This is a genomic window from Streptomyces durhamensis, assembly GCF_000725475.1.
Lineage (GTDB): Bacteria > Actinomycetota > Actinomycetes > Streptomycetales > Streptomycetaceae > Streptomyces > Streptomyces filipinensis.
Window position 1 is genome coordinate 211,210 of sequence record NZ_JNXR01000018.1, and the last position, 14,583, is coordinate 225,792.

Genomic DNA, 14,583 nt, shown 5'->3' on the forward strand with positions numbered 1-14,583 from the left:
GATTAGTTCGGCTCCCGATCCCAGTCCATCCCTACGGCACGTAGCAGCAGCCGCGCTCCTCCCTGCTACGGGCTTCCTCACCGCGGCCCTTTTCTCGGCATTTTTCCGTCACGAAGTCCCGAAGTGGGTACCTCCATGTCCGACACAGCCCGCAAGGCTCCCGGCGCCGGCCTGACCGGCGACGCCAACCGCTGGAAGGCGCTCGTCTTCATCGCGCTCGCCCAGCTGATGGTCGTCCTCGACGCCACCATCGTGAACATCGCTCTGCCGTCCGCGCAGACCGACCTCGGCATATCCGACGGCAACCGGCAGTGGGTCGTCACGGCCTACGCCCTCGCCTTCGGCGGTCTGCTGCTGTTCGGCGGCCGTATCGCCGACAAGTGGGGCCGCAAGCGCGCCTTCGTCACCGGTCTGGCCGGCTTCGCCCTGGCCTCCGCGCTCGGCGGTGCCGCCACCACCGGCGCGATGATGTTCGGCGCCCGTGCCCTGCAGGGTGTCTTCGGCGCGCTGCTCGCCCCGGCCGCGCTGTCGCTGCTCGCCGTGATGTTCACCGACGCCAAGGAACGCGCCAAGGCGTTCGGCATCTACGGCGCCATCGCCGGCGGCGGCGGTGCCGTCGGCCTGATCCTCGGCGGTTTCCTCACCGAGTACCTGAACTGGCGCTGGACCTTCTTCGTGAACATCCCCTTCGCCATCGTCGCCGCGGCCGGCGCCTACTTCGTCATCCGCGAGCCCGAGGGCGGCCGCAACCGCTCCCCGCTCGACATCCCCGGCGTGATCCTGTCCACCCTCGGCCTGGTCGCCCTCGTCTACGGCTTCACCCGCGCCGAGTCCGACGGCTGGAGCGACGCGATCACCGTCTCCATGTTCGTCGCGTCCGCGGTGCTGCTCGGCGCCTTCGCGTGGGTCGAGTCCCGGGTCAAGGCCCCGCTGCTGCCGCTGCGCGTGGTGACCGACCGCAACCGCGGCGGGATCTACCTCTCCCTCGGCCTCGCGATCATCGGCATGTTCGGCCTGTTCCTCTTCCTGACCTACTACCTGCAGGTCGTGAAGGGCTACTCGCCGGTCAAGACCGGCTTCGCGTTCCTGCCGATGGTGGCCGGCATGATCACCGGTTCCACCCAGATCGGCACCCGGCTGATGACCCGGATCCCGGCCCGCTTCCTGATGGGCCCCGGCTTCCTGGTCGCCGCGCTCGGCATGCTGGTGCTGACCCAGCTGAAGATCGACTCCGCGTACGGCACCCAGCTGCTGCCCGCGATGGTGCTGCTCGGCCTCGGCATGGGTACGGCGTTCATGCCCGCCATGTCCCTGGCCACCCAGGGCGTCCAGCCCCGGGACGCCGGTGTCGCCTCCGCGATGGTCAACACCTCGCAGCAGGTGGGCGGCGCGATCGGCACCGCCCTGCTGAACACCATCGCCGCGTCCGCGACGACCTCGTACGTCAAGGACCACATCGCCGGTGCCACCACGAAGCCGCAGCAGCAGCTGGTCGGGCTCCAGGGCATGGTGCACGGCTACAGCACCGCGATCTGGTTCGCCGTCGGCATCCTCGGGCTCGCCGCCCTGATCGCCTTCACCTTCGTCAACGCCGGCCGGCCGGGCTCCACCACGATGGCCTCCGGTGAGGGTGCCGGGAGCGTCGAGGACGAGGTGCCGGTGCCGGTGGTGGCGCACTGACCCCGACCCCCGGGTGAATCAGCGGAGCCAGGGCAGGTCCGCACCCGCTTCGTCGGGCTGGAGGCCCTCGGCGATGATCTCCATCATCTCGCCGAGGGCCTTCTGCTGTTCGGGGCTGAGCCGGTCGAACATCGCCTGCCGTACGGCGGCCACATGGCCGGGCGCGGAGCGCCCCAGCACCTCGGCCCCCGCCTCGGTGAGCACCGCGAACTGACCCCGCTTGTCCGAGGGGCAGTCCTCGCGGCGCACCCAGCCGTTCTTCTCCAGCCGCGCGATCGCGTGCGACAGCCGGGAGCGGGTGATCTTCGCCTTCATCGCCAGCTCGGTCATCCGCAGCCGGCGGCGCGGGGCCTCGGCGAGGCTGACGAGCAGGCCGTAGTAGATGTGCGGCATGCCCGCGTCGCGCTGCAGCTGCCGGTCGAGGTGGTCCTCCAGCAGGGTGGTGGCGTGCAGGTAGGCGCGCCAGACGCGCTGTTCCTCGTCGGTGAGCCAGCGGGGCTGTGCGGCGGAGTCGGATGCCGTGTTCATGTGTCCCACTGTACGAGTCCGCTCCTTGAAACTTGAACAAATGGGGCGTACGGTGGCCGAGCTAGAGCTTGAGAGTTAAAGCATTCGGATGACCGGGAGTCGTAGCCATGTCCGCCGCCACCCAGGAGCGCATGCCCGCCCTCTATCTCAGCCACGGCGCCCCGCCGCTCGCCGACGACCCCGTCTGGCCCGGCCAGCTCGCCGCCTGGTCCGCCCGCCTGCCCCGGCCCCGGGCGATCCTCATGGTCTCCGCCCACTGGGAGGAGGCCCCGCTCGCGCTGGGCGCGGTGGAGACCGTCCCCCTCGTCCACGACTTCTGGGGCTTCCCCGAGCACTACTACCGCGTCCGGTACGACGCCCCCGGCGCACCCGAGCTGGCCGCATCCGTCCGCGGGCTGCTGCGCGCCCCCGGCACCCCCGTCCAGGACATCCCCGACCGCGGCCTCGACCACGGCGCCTACGTCCCGCTCGTCGAGATGTTCCCGGCCGCCGACATCCCCGTCCTGCAGATCTCCATGCCCACCCTCGACCCGGTCCGCCTCATGGACATCGGCCGCAAGCTCGCGCCCCTGCGCGACGAGGGCGTGCTGATCGTCGGCTCCGGCTTCTTCACCCACAACCTCGCCGCCCTGCGGCACACCGGCGGCGGTGTGCCCAGCTGGTCCTCGGAGTTCGACGACTGGGGCCGTCGCGCGCTTCAGGCCCGCGACTGGGACGCCCTGCTGGACTTCCTGAACAAGGCTCCGGCCGGCCGCTACGCCCACCCGCGCACGGAACACTTCGCCCCGCTGTTCGTCACCATGGGCGCGGCTGAGGCGGGCGGGGAGCTGGACGCGCAGAAGTCGGTGATCGACGGGTTCTGGATGGGGATGGCGAAGCGTTCGGTGCAGTTCGGCTGATCCCCCGCCCGGGTCACAGGTCCTTCTCGTACCAGGCGACGTCCCAGTAGCGGCCGAACTTGCGGCCGACCTCGCGGTACGTGCCGACGTGCCGGAAGCCGAAACGGGCGTGCAGCCGCCCGGAGGCCTCGTTGGGCTGGGCGATCCCGGCGTAGGCGCGGTGGACGTCCTCCTCGGCCAGCGCCTTGAACAAGGCGTCGTAGAGCAGCGTGCCGATGCCGCGCCGCCCCGCGTCCGGGGCGACGTACACCGAAACCTCCACGGACGTGACGTACGCGGGCTTCGGCCGGTAAGGGCTGGATGTGACGTATCCCAGAACGCGCTGTGAATCGCCCTCCGGATCGCCTTCCGTGGCAACCATCAGGCGGTACGGGCCGTCTTCCGGGTGGGAGAGCAGCCAAGGGCGGCGCTCTTCCGGAGTGAAGACCGCGGTATCGAATGTGATGGCCGTCTCACGTACGTAGTGGTTGTAGATCGCGGTGAGGGCGTCGAGATCCCCCTCGACTCCCGGCCTGACCTGCACCTCTCTACGCTCCGTCGGCATCTCGCCTCCCTGTGTGGCGGAACAGGGTACTGCATGATCAGAAAAATTGGGGGACGGGCGGGGAATTCTGTCCGGATTCCAGTCGTTGTTTCCCACGGATGCAGGGCACTCGGAGAGGGTCCCAGTGACACTCCCCCCGATGCCGAGCGTTCAGCAGGACCACCCGCCAGCCCACCATCGCAAGGGAGCACGCATGGCAACCCGTGCCGTCGCCCGTCGTAAGTCCGCCACCGGCGAGACGGCCGACTCGGCAAGCAGTGTTCGCGCTCATGGCGGCGAGATCGCGGACCGCGACCTGGTCGGCATGTACCTCGACGAGATCGCGCGGACGCCGCTGCTCGACGCCGCCAAGGAGGTCGAGCTGTCCCAGACCATCGAGGCGGGTGTCTTCGCGCAGCAGGTCCTCGACGGTGAGGAGGAGTCCAAGACGGACGCCAGCCGCGAGGAACTCGAGGCGCTGGCCGCCGTCGGCGAGCGGGCCAAGGACGTCTTCATCCGTTCCAACCTCCGCCTGGTCGTGGCGGTCGCCCGGCGCTACCCGCGCAGCGGCCTGCCCCTGCTCGACCTGATCCAGGAAGGCAACGCCGGCCTGGTGCGCGCGGTCGAGAAGTTCGACTACCGCAAGGGCTTCAAGTTCTCGACGTACGCCACCTGGTGGATCCGTCAGGCGATCACCCGCTCCATCGCCGACCAGTCCCGCACGATCCGGCTCCCCGTCCACCTGGTGGAGGAGCTGGGCCGTATCCGCCGCGTGCAGCGGGAGTTCAACCGTGAGAACGGCCGCGACCCGGAGCCCGCGGAGATCGCCGCGGAGCTGGGCACGACGCCGGAGCGCGTCATCGACGTCCTCGACTGGGCCCGCGACCCGGTCTCGCTGAACATGTCGGTGGACGACGAGGGCGAGACCCAGTTCGGCGACCTCCTGGAGGACACCTCGGCGGTCTCCCCGGAACAGTCCGTCCTCACCCTGCTGCGCAGCGAGGAACTGGACGACCTGATCGGCCGCCTGGACCAGCGCACGGCCTCCATCATCAAGATGCGGTACGGCATCGACGACGGCCGTGAGCGCACCCTGACCGAGGTCGGCAAGGAGCACGGCCTGACCCGCGAACGCATCCGCCAGATCGAGAAGCACGCCCTCCTCGAACTGAAGAAGCTGGCCCGCGACACCGGCTTCGACGCGGCGGCGTAACAGGTGCCGGGGGGTGCCGGGTGTGCGGGGCCTGGGCGCGGCGTGTGCCGCAGCGGGGTGGGCGCCGGGTGCGCCCGGAGCCGCTCCGCTGCGGCGGGGCCGCCCGGCGTGCCGCGCGTCCGGCCCACCGGGCGGCGCACGGTGCGCCGAGGCGGGTGGTGTCTTGGGGGCTTACGGTGCCCAGGGGGCGCGCACGCCGGTGGCGAAAGACGGCGCAAACATGACGTGGTCCCCTCGCTTCAACGCCCGGGCCCGCGGGAAAAACCCTTCCGGGTCCAGTAGCAGCCAGGCCCCAGGAACCGCACTCCCCATGCACCGCACAGACCGGCCGACCCCACGCGCCCCCACCGCACCACAGAGCCAGGTCCCGACGCAATCCCCCCCGGCGCCGGGACCTTCCCCGGCCGGGCTCCGGCACCCATCCCCCCTGGGTGCCGGAGCCCGGCTTCACCCTTGCCCGGCAGGCCCGCCCACGTGCCGTGAAGAGCCGCAGACCGCCTGATGGGGATTCAAGCCCGCGCGGGTGGGAGAGCGGTGACGCACTCATGGAATGGCGGCCCACCCCGTACCTGAACCCCGGGGTGGACCGCCGGATGGCAGATTCTGCCACATGGGCATAGCCTGCCGGGATGAGCACCACCCGCAGCGCCGCCCACCAGCCGTTTTCCGCCTCCTCGCCCCTCTCGCTGACCGAGCGCCGGAAGGCCGAGACCCGGATGGAGATCGCCCGCGCGGCGGCCGCCCTGTTCGTCCGTCAGGGCCTGCGGGCGACCCGCGCCGAGGACATCGCGCAGGCGGCGGGCATCGCACCGCGGACGTTCTACCGGTATTTCGCCACCAAGGAGGAAGCGGTCGCCCCCCTCTACGCCGCGGGCGCGCAGCGCTGGGCGGAAGCGGTCCGCTCGGCGCCCGACGGGCTGACCGTACCGGCCGCGCTGGAGCACGCCGTCCACCGCACCCTCACGCCCGGCGTCGCCGTCTCGGCGGCGTCCTGGGAATGGGTCCGCACGCTCATCCGCCTGGCCGGTGACAGCCCCGCCCTGCGCAAGGTCTGGGCCGAGGTGTGCCAGGCGTCGGAACAGAACCTGGCCGAGATCCTGGCGGCCCGCGCGGTGTCAACCGGGCCGGGGGCCGGGGGACTTGAAACGAGCGGGGCCGGCGGGCCGGCGGCAGGCGAGGGCGCCGAGGGGGACGCGGTGGCCGAGGGGGCGGAAGGGGCCGAGGGAGCGGAAGGGGCCGCGGGCGTCGAGGAGGACGCGGGAACGACGGGAGCCGAGGGGGCCGCGGGCGTCACGGGAGCCGACGAGGGCACGGGAGCCACGGGGTTCGAAGGGGGTGCGGGAGTCAGGGGGGCCGAAGGGGGCGCGGGAGGCGGCCTCGTCGCCCTGCGTCCCGCGGCTGCCCCCGTACCGGTCACACCCGGCCACCGCCTCACCGCGGCCGTCGCCGGTGCCGCCGTCCGTGTGGCCGTGGAGGCCTGGGCCGCCACGAACTGCCCGCCCGCCGGTCCCGAAGGCCCCGCGGCCCTGGCCCTGCGCAACCTCGCTTCCCTGCGGGGCTTCGACTGGAGCGGCGGGTGTGACCGGCCGTCATCCTGAGGCCCCTTCCTGGGCGCCGCTCGCCCCCGCCCGGCTCAGCCGTGCGCCCAACTCCCTTACACAGGACACCAGTTCACCGGGTTTGTGCACCGTGAACTCGCAGTCGGCCGACGCCAGCCGCACCGCCAGCCACTCCACCGGATCACCGGAGGCGCCCCGCAGCACACAACCGCCCTCACCGTCGTCCTCCGGCGTCCCGAGCCACGCCGGAAGCCGCGCGGAGACCTGCTCCGCCGACGCGGCGAACCGCACCGCGAACTCATATGTCTCCTGCCGCCGTTGGATGGACTGCCGCAGGTACTCGGCGGCGTTCCCCGTCGGCAGCTCCCGTGGCGCGAACCGGGCTCCGGTCGCGAACGGCTCGCTCACCCGGTCCACCCGGAAGGTCCGCCAGTCGGCGCGGTCGAGGTCGTAGGCGACGAGGTACCACCGCCGCCCGGTCGACACCAGCCGGTGCGGCTCGGTCAGCCGCCGCGACTCGCTGCCGTCCTTGTCGCGGTAGACGAACCGCAGCCGCTCGTGTCCCGCCACCGTCGAGGCCATCACGGTCAGCGTCTCCGGCGCGATGCTCGGCCCGTCCCCGATGGTCAGCGGTGTGGTCGCCGCCTGCAGCGTGGACACCCGGTGGCGCAGCCGGGCCGGCAGCACCTGCTCCAGCTTGGCCAGGGCCCGTACGGACGCCTCGTCCACGCCCGCCACTGCATGCCCGGCCCCCGCCCGCAGGCCCACCGCGATCGCCACCGCCTCCTCGTCGTCCAGCACCAGCGGAGGCATCGCCTTGCCCGCGACCAGCCGGTACCCGCCGTCCGCGCCCTTCGTGGCCTGCACCGGATAGCCCAGCTCCCGCAGCCGGTCGATGTCCCGCCGCACCGTTCGACGCGACACCCCCAGCCGCCCGGCCAGCTCCCCACCGGGCCACTCCCGCGGGGTCTGGAGAAGAGAGAGGAGCTGGAGGAGCCGGGCCGGAGTGTCCGTAGTCATGGATACGAGAATGCCGCACCACTAGGACATGATCTGACCTAATAAGGGCCTACGTTCATCTCATGACCCCGAACGACCCCACGGCCGCCCCGGCGGCGCCTGTCGCACCTTCCTCCGACCGATCCCGCTGGCTCGCCCTCGCCATCGTCATGACCGCCGCCTTCATGGATCTGGTCGACGTGACGATCGTCAACATCGCCATCCCGTCCATCCGGCGCAGCGCGAACGCCTCGGTCAGCCAGATCCAGTGGATCACCGCCGGTTACGCCCTGGCCTTCGCCGCCGGTCTGATCACCGGCGGCCGTCTGGGCGACATCCACGGCCGCAGGCGGCTGTTCCTGATCGGTATCGGCGGCTTCACCCTCGCCTCCGCGCTGTGCGGCTTCGCGGCGAACCCGGAGATGCTGGTGGCCTCCCGCATCCTGCAGGGCGGCATGGCGGCGATGATGGTGCCGCAGGTGCTCTCGATCGTGCACGCCACCTTCCCGGCGCACGAACGCGGCAAGGTGTTCGGCATGTTCGGTGCGGTCGTCGGTCTGGGCGCGGTCTCCGGCCCGCTGCTCGGCGCCCTGCTGACCGAGTGGAACCTGTTCGGCCTGGAGTGGCGTCCCATCTTCCTCATCAACCTCCCCGTCGGCGTCCTGGCCTGGCTGCTGGGCCGCCGCTTCATCACCGAGTCGAAGGCCCCCAAGGCGCTGAAGCTGGACCTCGTCGGTGTCGCCCTGGTCTTGCTGGGCCTGCTGATGCTGCTCTACCCGCTCACGCGCGGCCGTGAGCTGGGCTGGCCGCTGTGGGGGTACGTCTGCATGGCCGGTGCGCTCGTCGTCTTCGCGGCGCTGGTGTCGTACGAGAAACGGAAGGCGGCCAGGGACGGTTCCCCGCTCATCGAGCTATCCCTCTTCCGGGTGAAGAGCTTCGCTGCCGGCATCGCCGTGCAGACCGTCTTCGGTGTCGCGCTCGGCATCTTCTTCCTGGTCTGGACGCTGTACATGCAGATCGGCCTGGGCTGGAGCCCGCTGCGGGCCGGGCTGACCGGCGTACCGTTCTCCCTCGCGGTGTCCACGGCGGCCGGCCTGTCGGTGCAGCAGCTGGTGCCGAGGTTCGGGCGGAAGGTGCTGCAGGCGGGCGCGCTGGTGATGGGCGTGGGCGTGCTGCTCTACGTGGGGGAGGCGCACCGCTACGGCCTGTCCATCGCCTCCTGGCAGATGGCCCTGCCGCTGGTCGTGATGGGCCTCGGGATGGGGCTGATCGTCGCCCCGCTGACCGACGTGGTGCTCTCGGAGGTTCCGCGTGAGCACGCCGGTTCCGCGTCCGGGCTGATCAACACGGTGCAGCAGATGGGCAACGCGCTCGGCCTCGGGCTGGTCTCCGTGGTGTTCTTCGGTGAGATCGGTGACCGGACGCCCCCGGCCCGGGTCGGCCTCGCCTTCGTGCACGCCTTCCAGCACGCGCTGTGGTGGGTCGCCGGGATCATGGGCGTGATCTTCCTGCTGATGTCCGCCCTGCCGAAGCGGCCCGCGCAGCATGCGGAGGGGGCGGCGGAGGCGGAGCTGCCGGAGGCGGAGAAGGAGCCTGAGCTGGTGCGCTGACCAGGCGCCACGGCAGCAGGGCCCGGCACCGACCAGGTGTCGGGCCTTTGCGCTGTCCACGTGTCCGTTCATGCCCGATTAAAATCCGAACCTGTTTACTTTCCGGAAGGCCGGGCGTAGCCTCGCAGTGAAACCACACGTTCGGGCATCGTCGGAAGTGAACGGACACCGGGCCCCGGGCGGTGGGCATCGCACAGCAGGCATCGGACATCGAGGCGGAGGCCAGCGACATGTACGCACCGGAACGGCAGCAGGAGATCCTCCGGCTCGCACGTGACGGCGGCCGGGTGGACGTGCTGTCGCTCGCCGAGGAGTTCCAGGTCACCGCGGAAACGATCCGCCGCGATCTGAAGGCCCTCGACCGCGCCGGCCTCGTCCGCCGGGTGCACGGCGGAGCCATCCCGGTCGGCCGCCTCGACTTCGAACCCGACCTCAGCGAGCGCGAGTCCACCGCCGCCGACGAGAAGGACCGCATCGCCAAGGCCGCCCTCGCCGAGCTGCCGGCCGAGGGCACGATGATCCTCGACGCCGGTACGACGGTCGCCCGGGTCGCCGCCGCGATCCCGCTGGAGGCCTCCCTGACCGTCGTCACGCACAGCCTGCCCATCGCCGCCCGCCTCGCCGACCACCCGGGCATCCAGCTCCACCTGGTCGGCGGCCGCGTACGGCACCGCACGCGTGCCGCGGTGGACGCCTGGGCGCTTCGTGCGTACGGCGAGATCCGCGCCGACGTGCTGTTCGTGGCCGCGAACGGCTTCTGCGCCGAGCACGGTCTGACCACCCCGGACCTCGCCGAGGCCGCGGTCAAGCGGGCCGCGGTCGCCGCCGCCCGCCGCGTGGTGCTGCTGGCCGACTCCGCCAAGCACGGCCAGGAGCACTTCGCCCGCTTCGGCGACCTGAGCGACGTGGACCTGCTGATCACCGACAGCGGGCTGAGCCCCGAAGACGCGGCCGTCATCGAGCGCGGCGGCACGGAAGTGGTACGCGCATGATCCTCACCGTCACCCCCAACCCCTCCCTCGACCGCACCTACGAGGTCCAGCGCCTGGAACGCGGCGAAGTCATCCGCGCCGAGACCGAGCGCATGGACCCGGGCGGCAAGGGCGTGAACGTCTCGCGCGCCGTCACGGCCGCCGGGCGGCGCACGGTCGCCGTCCTGCCCCTGGGGGGTGCGCCGGGCGCGCTCGTCGCCGACCTGCTCGATGCGCAGGGCATCGAGGTCGCGCCCGTCCCGATCGCCGGAGCCACCCGTTCCAACATCGCGCTCGCCGAGGAGGACGGGGTGCTGACGAAGATCAACGCGCCCGGCCCCGAACTCTCCCCGGCCGAACAGGAACTCCTCCTGGACACCGTCCGCGAGCAGTCGCGGGACGCCGACTGGATCGCGTGCTGCGGCAGCCTGCCCGGGGGGCTTGCACCCTCCTGGTACGCCGATGTCGTCACGCGTGCGCACGCCGGGGGAGCGCGCATCGCGCTGGACACCTCGGGGCGGCCGCTGCTGGAAGCGCTGCGCGCGCGGCCGGACGTGGTGAAGCCCAATGCCGAGGAGCTCGCGGAAGCCGTCGGACGCCCCCTGGCGACCGTGGGTGACGCGCTGAAGGCCGCCGAGGAGGTGCGGGGCATGGGCGCACGCGCCGTGCTCGCGAGCCTGGGCGCCGACGGGCAGCTTCTCGTGGAGGACGGCGGCGCCTGGTTCGCCACCGCGCGCGTGGACACCGTCCGCAGCAACGTCGGCGCCGGCGACTCCTCCCTCGCCGGCTTCCTGATCGCCGGCGGCACCGGGCCCGGGGCCCTCGCCTCCGCCGTCGCCCACGGCGCCGCCGCCGTCCAGCTCCCCGGCAGCGTCATGCCGACCCCCGCCGACCTGGACCCGGCGGCGGTGACCGTCACGGCCGAGATCCCGCTCGACCGCGAACTGACGGAGCCGGTGTCATGAACGCCCTGATCCGCCGCCGTACGGCCCCTGCGGCCCGGCCGTGGCGGGACTCCCCGTCACCCACCATGGCCACCGTCCCGACCGCCTCCCCCCACAGCAGCACCCTCGTCCCCCACACCGCCCACCCCTCCCCCCGGGCGATACGCGTGCAGAGGAGCCCGCGATGAGCGACATGATCACCGCGGACCTGGTCGACCTCGACCTGTCCGCCGACACCAAGGAAGCGGCGGCGCGCGCCCTCGCCGAGCGCATGGTCACCCAGGGCCGGGTGACCGACCTGGAGGGCTTCCTCGCCGACGTGGCCGCCCGCGAGGCGCAGATGCCGACCGGCCTCGACGGCGGCATCGGCATCCCGCACTGCCGCAGCGCCCACGTCACCGAACCGACCCTCGCCTTCGGCCGCAGCGCCGCCGGCATCGACTTCGGCGCCGCGGACGGCCCGGCCGATCTGATCTTCCTGATCGCGGCCCCGGCCGGCGCCGACGACGCCCACCTCACGATCCTCTCCTCCCTGGCCCGCCAGCTGATGAACGCCGAGTTCACCTCGGCGCTGCGCGCGGTGACCGACACGGGGACGGCGGCGGCGCTGATCCGCGGGGACGAGGCCCCGAGCGCGGTGCGTGCGCCGGAGTCCTTCGAGGGGAACGCGGGCGCGGGCGCGGCCGACGAGGCGGGCGCCACGGGCGCGCACGCCGTCCAGGACTCTGCTCAAGGCTCTGTTCAGGGCTCCGGTCAGGGCTCTGCTCAAGGCTCCGCGGGCGCTGTGGATGCCCCCGAAGACACCGCTGCGGCGCCGGTGGCGGCCTCCGCCGGCGCCGCGGCGGCCACCATCCCGCAGGCGCCAGGGGCGTCCACCCCGGCGCAGGCGACTCCCGCGGGCGCCGGCCCCACCCCGGACTCCGGCGCGCGCCCCTTCCGTATCGTCGCCGTCACCTCCTGCCCGACCGGTATCGCGCACACCTACATGGCGGCAGAGTCCCTGGAGAACGCGGGCCGCGCGGCGGGCGCCGAGGTCGTCGTCGAGACGCAGGGCTCGGCCGGTTTCACCCGGCTGGACCCGGAGGTGATCGCGGCTGCGGACGGCGTGATCTTCGCGCACGACGTCCCCGTACGCGACAAGGACCGCTTCGCCGGCAAGCCGACCGTCGACGTCGGTGTGAAGGCGGGCATCAACCGCGCCGCCGAACTCATCACGGAGGTGCGCGAGAAGGCGGAGCGCGGCGAGACGAGTGCGCCGGCGCCCGCGTCGGGCGGCACACCGGTCGAGCGCGCGGGCGACTCCACCGAGGGGTACGGCACCAAGCTGCGCACCTGGCTGATGAGCGGTGTGAGCTACATGGTCCCGTTCGTCGCCGCGGGCGGCCTGCTCATCGCCCTGGGCTTCGCGATCGGCGGCTACAAGATCAACAAGGCGCCGTCGGTGATGAACCACTTCGTGTGGACCCAGGCCGACAGCTGGGGCGCCCTGCTGTTCCAGATCGGCGCCGTGGCCTTCGGCTTCCTCGTCCCGGTCCTGGCCGGCTACATCGCCTACGGCATGGCCGACCGGCCCGGACTGGTCCCCGGCTTCGTGGGCGGCGCGATCTCGCTGACCATCAACGCGGGCTTCCTCGGCGGCCTGGCCGCCGGTCTGATCGCCGGTGGCGTGGTGCTGGCGATCCAGCGGATCGACATCCCGGCGGCCCTGCGCGGCATCATGCCGGTGGTGGTGATCCCGCTGATCTCCTCGGCGATCGTCGGATTCCTGATGTTCGTCGTGATCGGCAAGCCCATCGCCACCGCCCAGAAGGGCCTCACCGACTGGCTGAACGGCCTCACCGGCACCAACGCGGTGCTGCTCGGCGCCCTGCTCGGCCTGATGATGTGCTTCGACCTGGGCGGCCCGGTCAACAAGGTCGCCTACACCTTCGCCACCGCGGGCATCGCGGTCTCCAACCCCAGCGACTCCGCGATGAAGATCATGGCCGCGGTGATGGCGGCCGGCATGGTCCCGCCGCTGGCGATGGCCCTGGCCACCGCCGTGCGCGGCAGGCTGTTCACCCGGACCGAGCGCGAGAACGGCAAGGCCGCCTGGGTCCTGGGCCTCTCCTTCATCTCGGAGGGCGCGATCCCGTTCGCCGCGGCGGACCCGCTGCGGGTCATCCCGTCCGCCATGGTGGGCGGCGCGCTCACCGGCGCCCTGTCGATGGCCTTCGGCGCCACCCTGCGCGCCCCGCACGGGGGCATCTTCGTGGTCCCGCTGATCGGCAACCCGCTGCTGTACCTCGTCGCCGTCGCGGCCGGCGTCTGCGCCACCACGGCCCTGGTGGTCCTGCTCAAGGGCCTGCGCAAGCAGACCTCGCAGACCGCGGCCGCCGACCCCGGGGCGAACTCGGCGAACGCGCCGAAGGAGACCGGGCAGCCCGTGGCGGCCTGACCACCGCAGCCCTTCGCGCCGCCACGCCTTGTCCCTTTAGTTCGCTGTGAGTTGTTCACGGCACCTGCGAGATACGTCACGGTCCGGGGCCAAAGTCCCGGACTGTGGTGTGTACTGGGACGCATGCCTGAGCACGTCTCGAGTCTCCAGCTGGCCGGCGCGGCCGTTCTCACCCTGGCCGGTGTGGTCTGGGCGGTCAGCGTCATGCGCCTGCTGCGCCGCTTTCGCGCGGAGGCCGTCCGAGAGCTCCCGGCTGTCCGCCTCCCGCTCCTGCCGTCCCAGCCGAAGTCCGGCCCCCCGCGGGAGTCGGTGGAACTCTCCCCGGCGGAACGGGACGCCTTCGCCGGGCTGGTACGGCGACTCGGCGATCACTGACCGACGCGGAGCCCGTCGCCCCCGTCCGCGCTAGCCCTGCCGCGCCGCGCGCCGCTCCATGGCTTCCCGGGCCGCGTCCTCCGACATGTACACCTCGCACATGTGGCGGCCGTCGGGTGTCGCCGTGTGCTCGACCTCCCACAGGGAGATCTCGCCGCCGTCCGGCAGCAGGAACGCGTGCTCGTACAGCGCGTAGGTCAGTCCCGCGCGTCCGGCGCGTCCCGGGCGCCCGAACGCCTGGGTGATCTGGTGCGCGGTCGCCGTCGCCAGCAGCGCCGCGGTCTCCGTACCGGGCCGGTCCGGGTTCTCCGCGCGGCGCAGCAGGCGGCGCGCGTGGTCCGCCGAGTCGTCGGAGGCGAACACGTGCCGGGGCTCGGGGATCGCCCACAGCCGCGTCAGCGCGGGCAGCTCGAACTCCGGTGTCTCCGGCGGCAGCCCGAGCCGCGCGGTGGCCGCCTGCAGCTCCTCCTCGTCGACATACACCTCGTGCTCCGGCGGGCCGCCCGGCATGGGGTTGTGCACGAGCTCCCACAGTGTGACCGCGGAGCCGTCGGCGAGCAGCCAGGTGTGCCGGTACGTCTCCCGGTGCCGTCCCGCGCTGTGGTACGCGGAGTGCAGCGAACTGTCGTGCGCCAGCGCGCAGTCGAGCTGCCGTATCACCTCGTCGGGCAGCTCGAAGGAGTTCAGGGCGCGGCCGAGGAGCCGCGCGAGATGCTCCTCCGGAGACTCGGGCGACTCGGCTGGTTCGTACGCTGCCGTCTCGTACGGAACGCTCAAGGTTTCTCCCGGCGTTGCTGCATGTCACCTTGTGGGTGCATACCGTAGCCCCTCGGTCGGACATCATG

The 14,583-nt window shown here is 72.1% G+C and carries 12 protein-coding genes and 1 pseudogene; 9 read left to right on the forward strand and 4 right to left on the reverse strand.

Going from position 1 to position 14,583, the window contains the following annotated elements:
• Positions 1-135: 135 nt before the first annotated feature.
• Entirely contained in the window at positions 136-1,680 is a 1,545-nt protein-coding gene (locus IO33_RS0127210; protein ID WP_031169626.1) for an MFS transporter, read from the forward strand.
• An 18-nt stretch (positions 1,681-1,698) separates the two neighbouring features.
• On the opposite strand, the gene IO33_RS0127215 is transcribed toward IO33_RS0127210, so the two are convergent.
• The gene (locus tag IO33_RS0127215; protein WP_031169628.1) at positions 1,699-2,208 is read right to left on the reverse strand and encodes a MarR family winged helix-turn-helix transcriptional regulator; all 510 of its coding nucleotides are present in this window, start codon (positions 2,206-2,208) and stop codon (positions 1,699-1,701) included.
• A 107-nt stretch (positions 2,209-2,315) separates the two neighbouring features.
• Here IO33_RS0127215 and IO33_RS0127220 point away from each other — a divergent pair, with 107 nt between their 5' ends.
• Positions 2,316-3,107: a dioxygenase family protein gene (locus IO33_RS0127220; RefSeq protein ID WP_031169630.1), complete on the forward strand. Its 792-nt coding sequence runs from the start codon at positions 2,316-2,318 to the stop codon at positions 3,105-3,107.
• Positions 3,108-3,120: 13 nt separating this feature from the next.
• Here the strand turns inward: IO33_RS0127220 and IO33_RS0127225 are convergent, their stop codons facing one another.
• Positions 3,121-3,651, reverse strand: coding sequence for a GNAT family N-acetyltransferase (locus IO33_RS0127225; protein WP_031169632.1), 531 nt, complete (start codon positions 3,649-3,651; stop codon positions 3,121-3,123).
• A gap of 193 nt (positions 3,652-3,844) precedes the next feature.
• Here IO33_RS0127225 and IO33_RS0127230 point away from each other — a divergent pair, with 193 nt between their 5' ends.
• Entirely contained in the window at positions 3,845-4,843 is a 999-nt protein-coding gene (locus IO33_RS0127230; protein WP_031169634.1) for a sigma-70 family RNA polymerase sigma factor, read from the forward strand.
• A 716-nt stretch (positions 4,844-5,559) separates the two neighbouring features.
• Positions 5,560-5,952, forward strand: a pseudogene (locus IO33_RS53820) (TetR/AcrR family transcriptional regulator); the annotation flags it as partial.
• 480 nt (positions 5,953-6,432) lie between these two features.
• Here IO33_RS53820 and IO33_RS0127240 read toward each other — a convergent pair.
• A complete protein-coding gene (locus tag IO33_RS0127240; protein ID WP_031169636.1) occupies positions 6,433-7,422 on the reverse strand; it encodes a helix-turn-helix transcriptional regulator in 990 nt (329 codons plus the stop codon).
• A gap of 62 nt (positions 7,423-7,484) precedes the next feature.
• Here IO33_RS0127240 and IO33_RS0127245 point away from each other — a divergent pair, with 62 nt between their 5' ends.
• The 5 genes from IO33_RS0127245 (at position 7,485) to IO33_RS0127265 (ending at position 13,738) form a co-directional block, all read left to right on the forward strand.
• Positions 7,485-9,011 (forward strand): MFS transporter, encoded by a 1,527-nt coding sequence (locus IO33_RS0127245; protein ID WP_031169637.1) that lies wholly within the window; start codon positions 7,485-7,487, stop codon positions 9,009-9,011.
• A 230-nt stretch (positions 9,012-9,241) separates the two neighbouring features.
• On the forward strand, positions 9,242-10,003 hold the full coding sequence (locus IO33_RS0127250; protein ID WP_031169638.1) for a DeoR/GlpR family DNA-binding transcription regulator: 762 nt from the start codon (positions 9,242-9,244) through the stop codon (positions 10,001-10,003).
• Positions 10,000-10,947, forward strand: coding sequence for a 1-phosphofructokinase (gene pfkB / locus IO33_RS0127255; protein ID WP_031169639.1), 948 nt, complete (start codon positions 10,000-10,002; stop codon positions 10,945-10,947). Before IO33_RS0127250 ends, pfkB begins: the two co-directional genes overlap by 4 nt.
• A gap of 163 nt (positions 10,948-11,110) precedes the next feature.
• Positions 11,111-13,363, forward strand: a complete 2,253-nt coding sequence (locus IO33_RS0127260) for a PTS fructose transporter subunit IIABC (RefSeq protein WP_031169641.1) — start codon at positions 11,111-11,113, stop codon at positions 13,361-13,363.
• Between the two features lie 123 nt (positions 13,364-13,486).
• Positions 13,487-13,738: a hypothetical protein gene (locus IO33_RS0127265; RefSeq protein WP_031169642.1), complete on the forward strand. Its 252-nt coding sequence runs from the start codon at positions 13,487-13,489 to the stop codon at positions 13,736-13,738.
• Between the two features lie 30 nt (positions 13,739-13,768).
• On the opposite strand, the gene IO33_RS0127270 is transcribed toward IO33_RS0127265, so the two are convergent.
• Complete coding sequence (locus IO33_RS0127270) at positions 13,769-14,515, reverse strand: DUF6227 family protein (RefSeq protein ID WP_031169644.1); 747 nt, start codon at positions 14,513-14,515, stop codon at positions 13,769-13,771.
• Positions 14,516-14,583 lie beyond the last annotated feature (68 nt).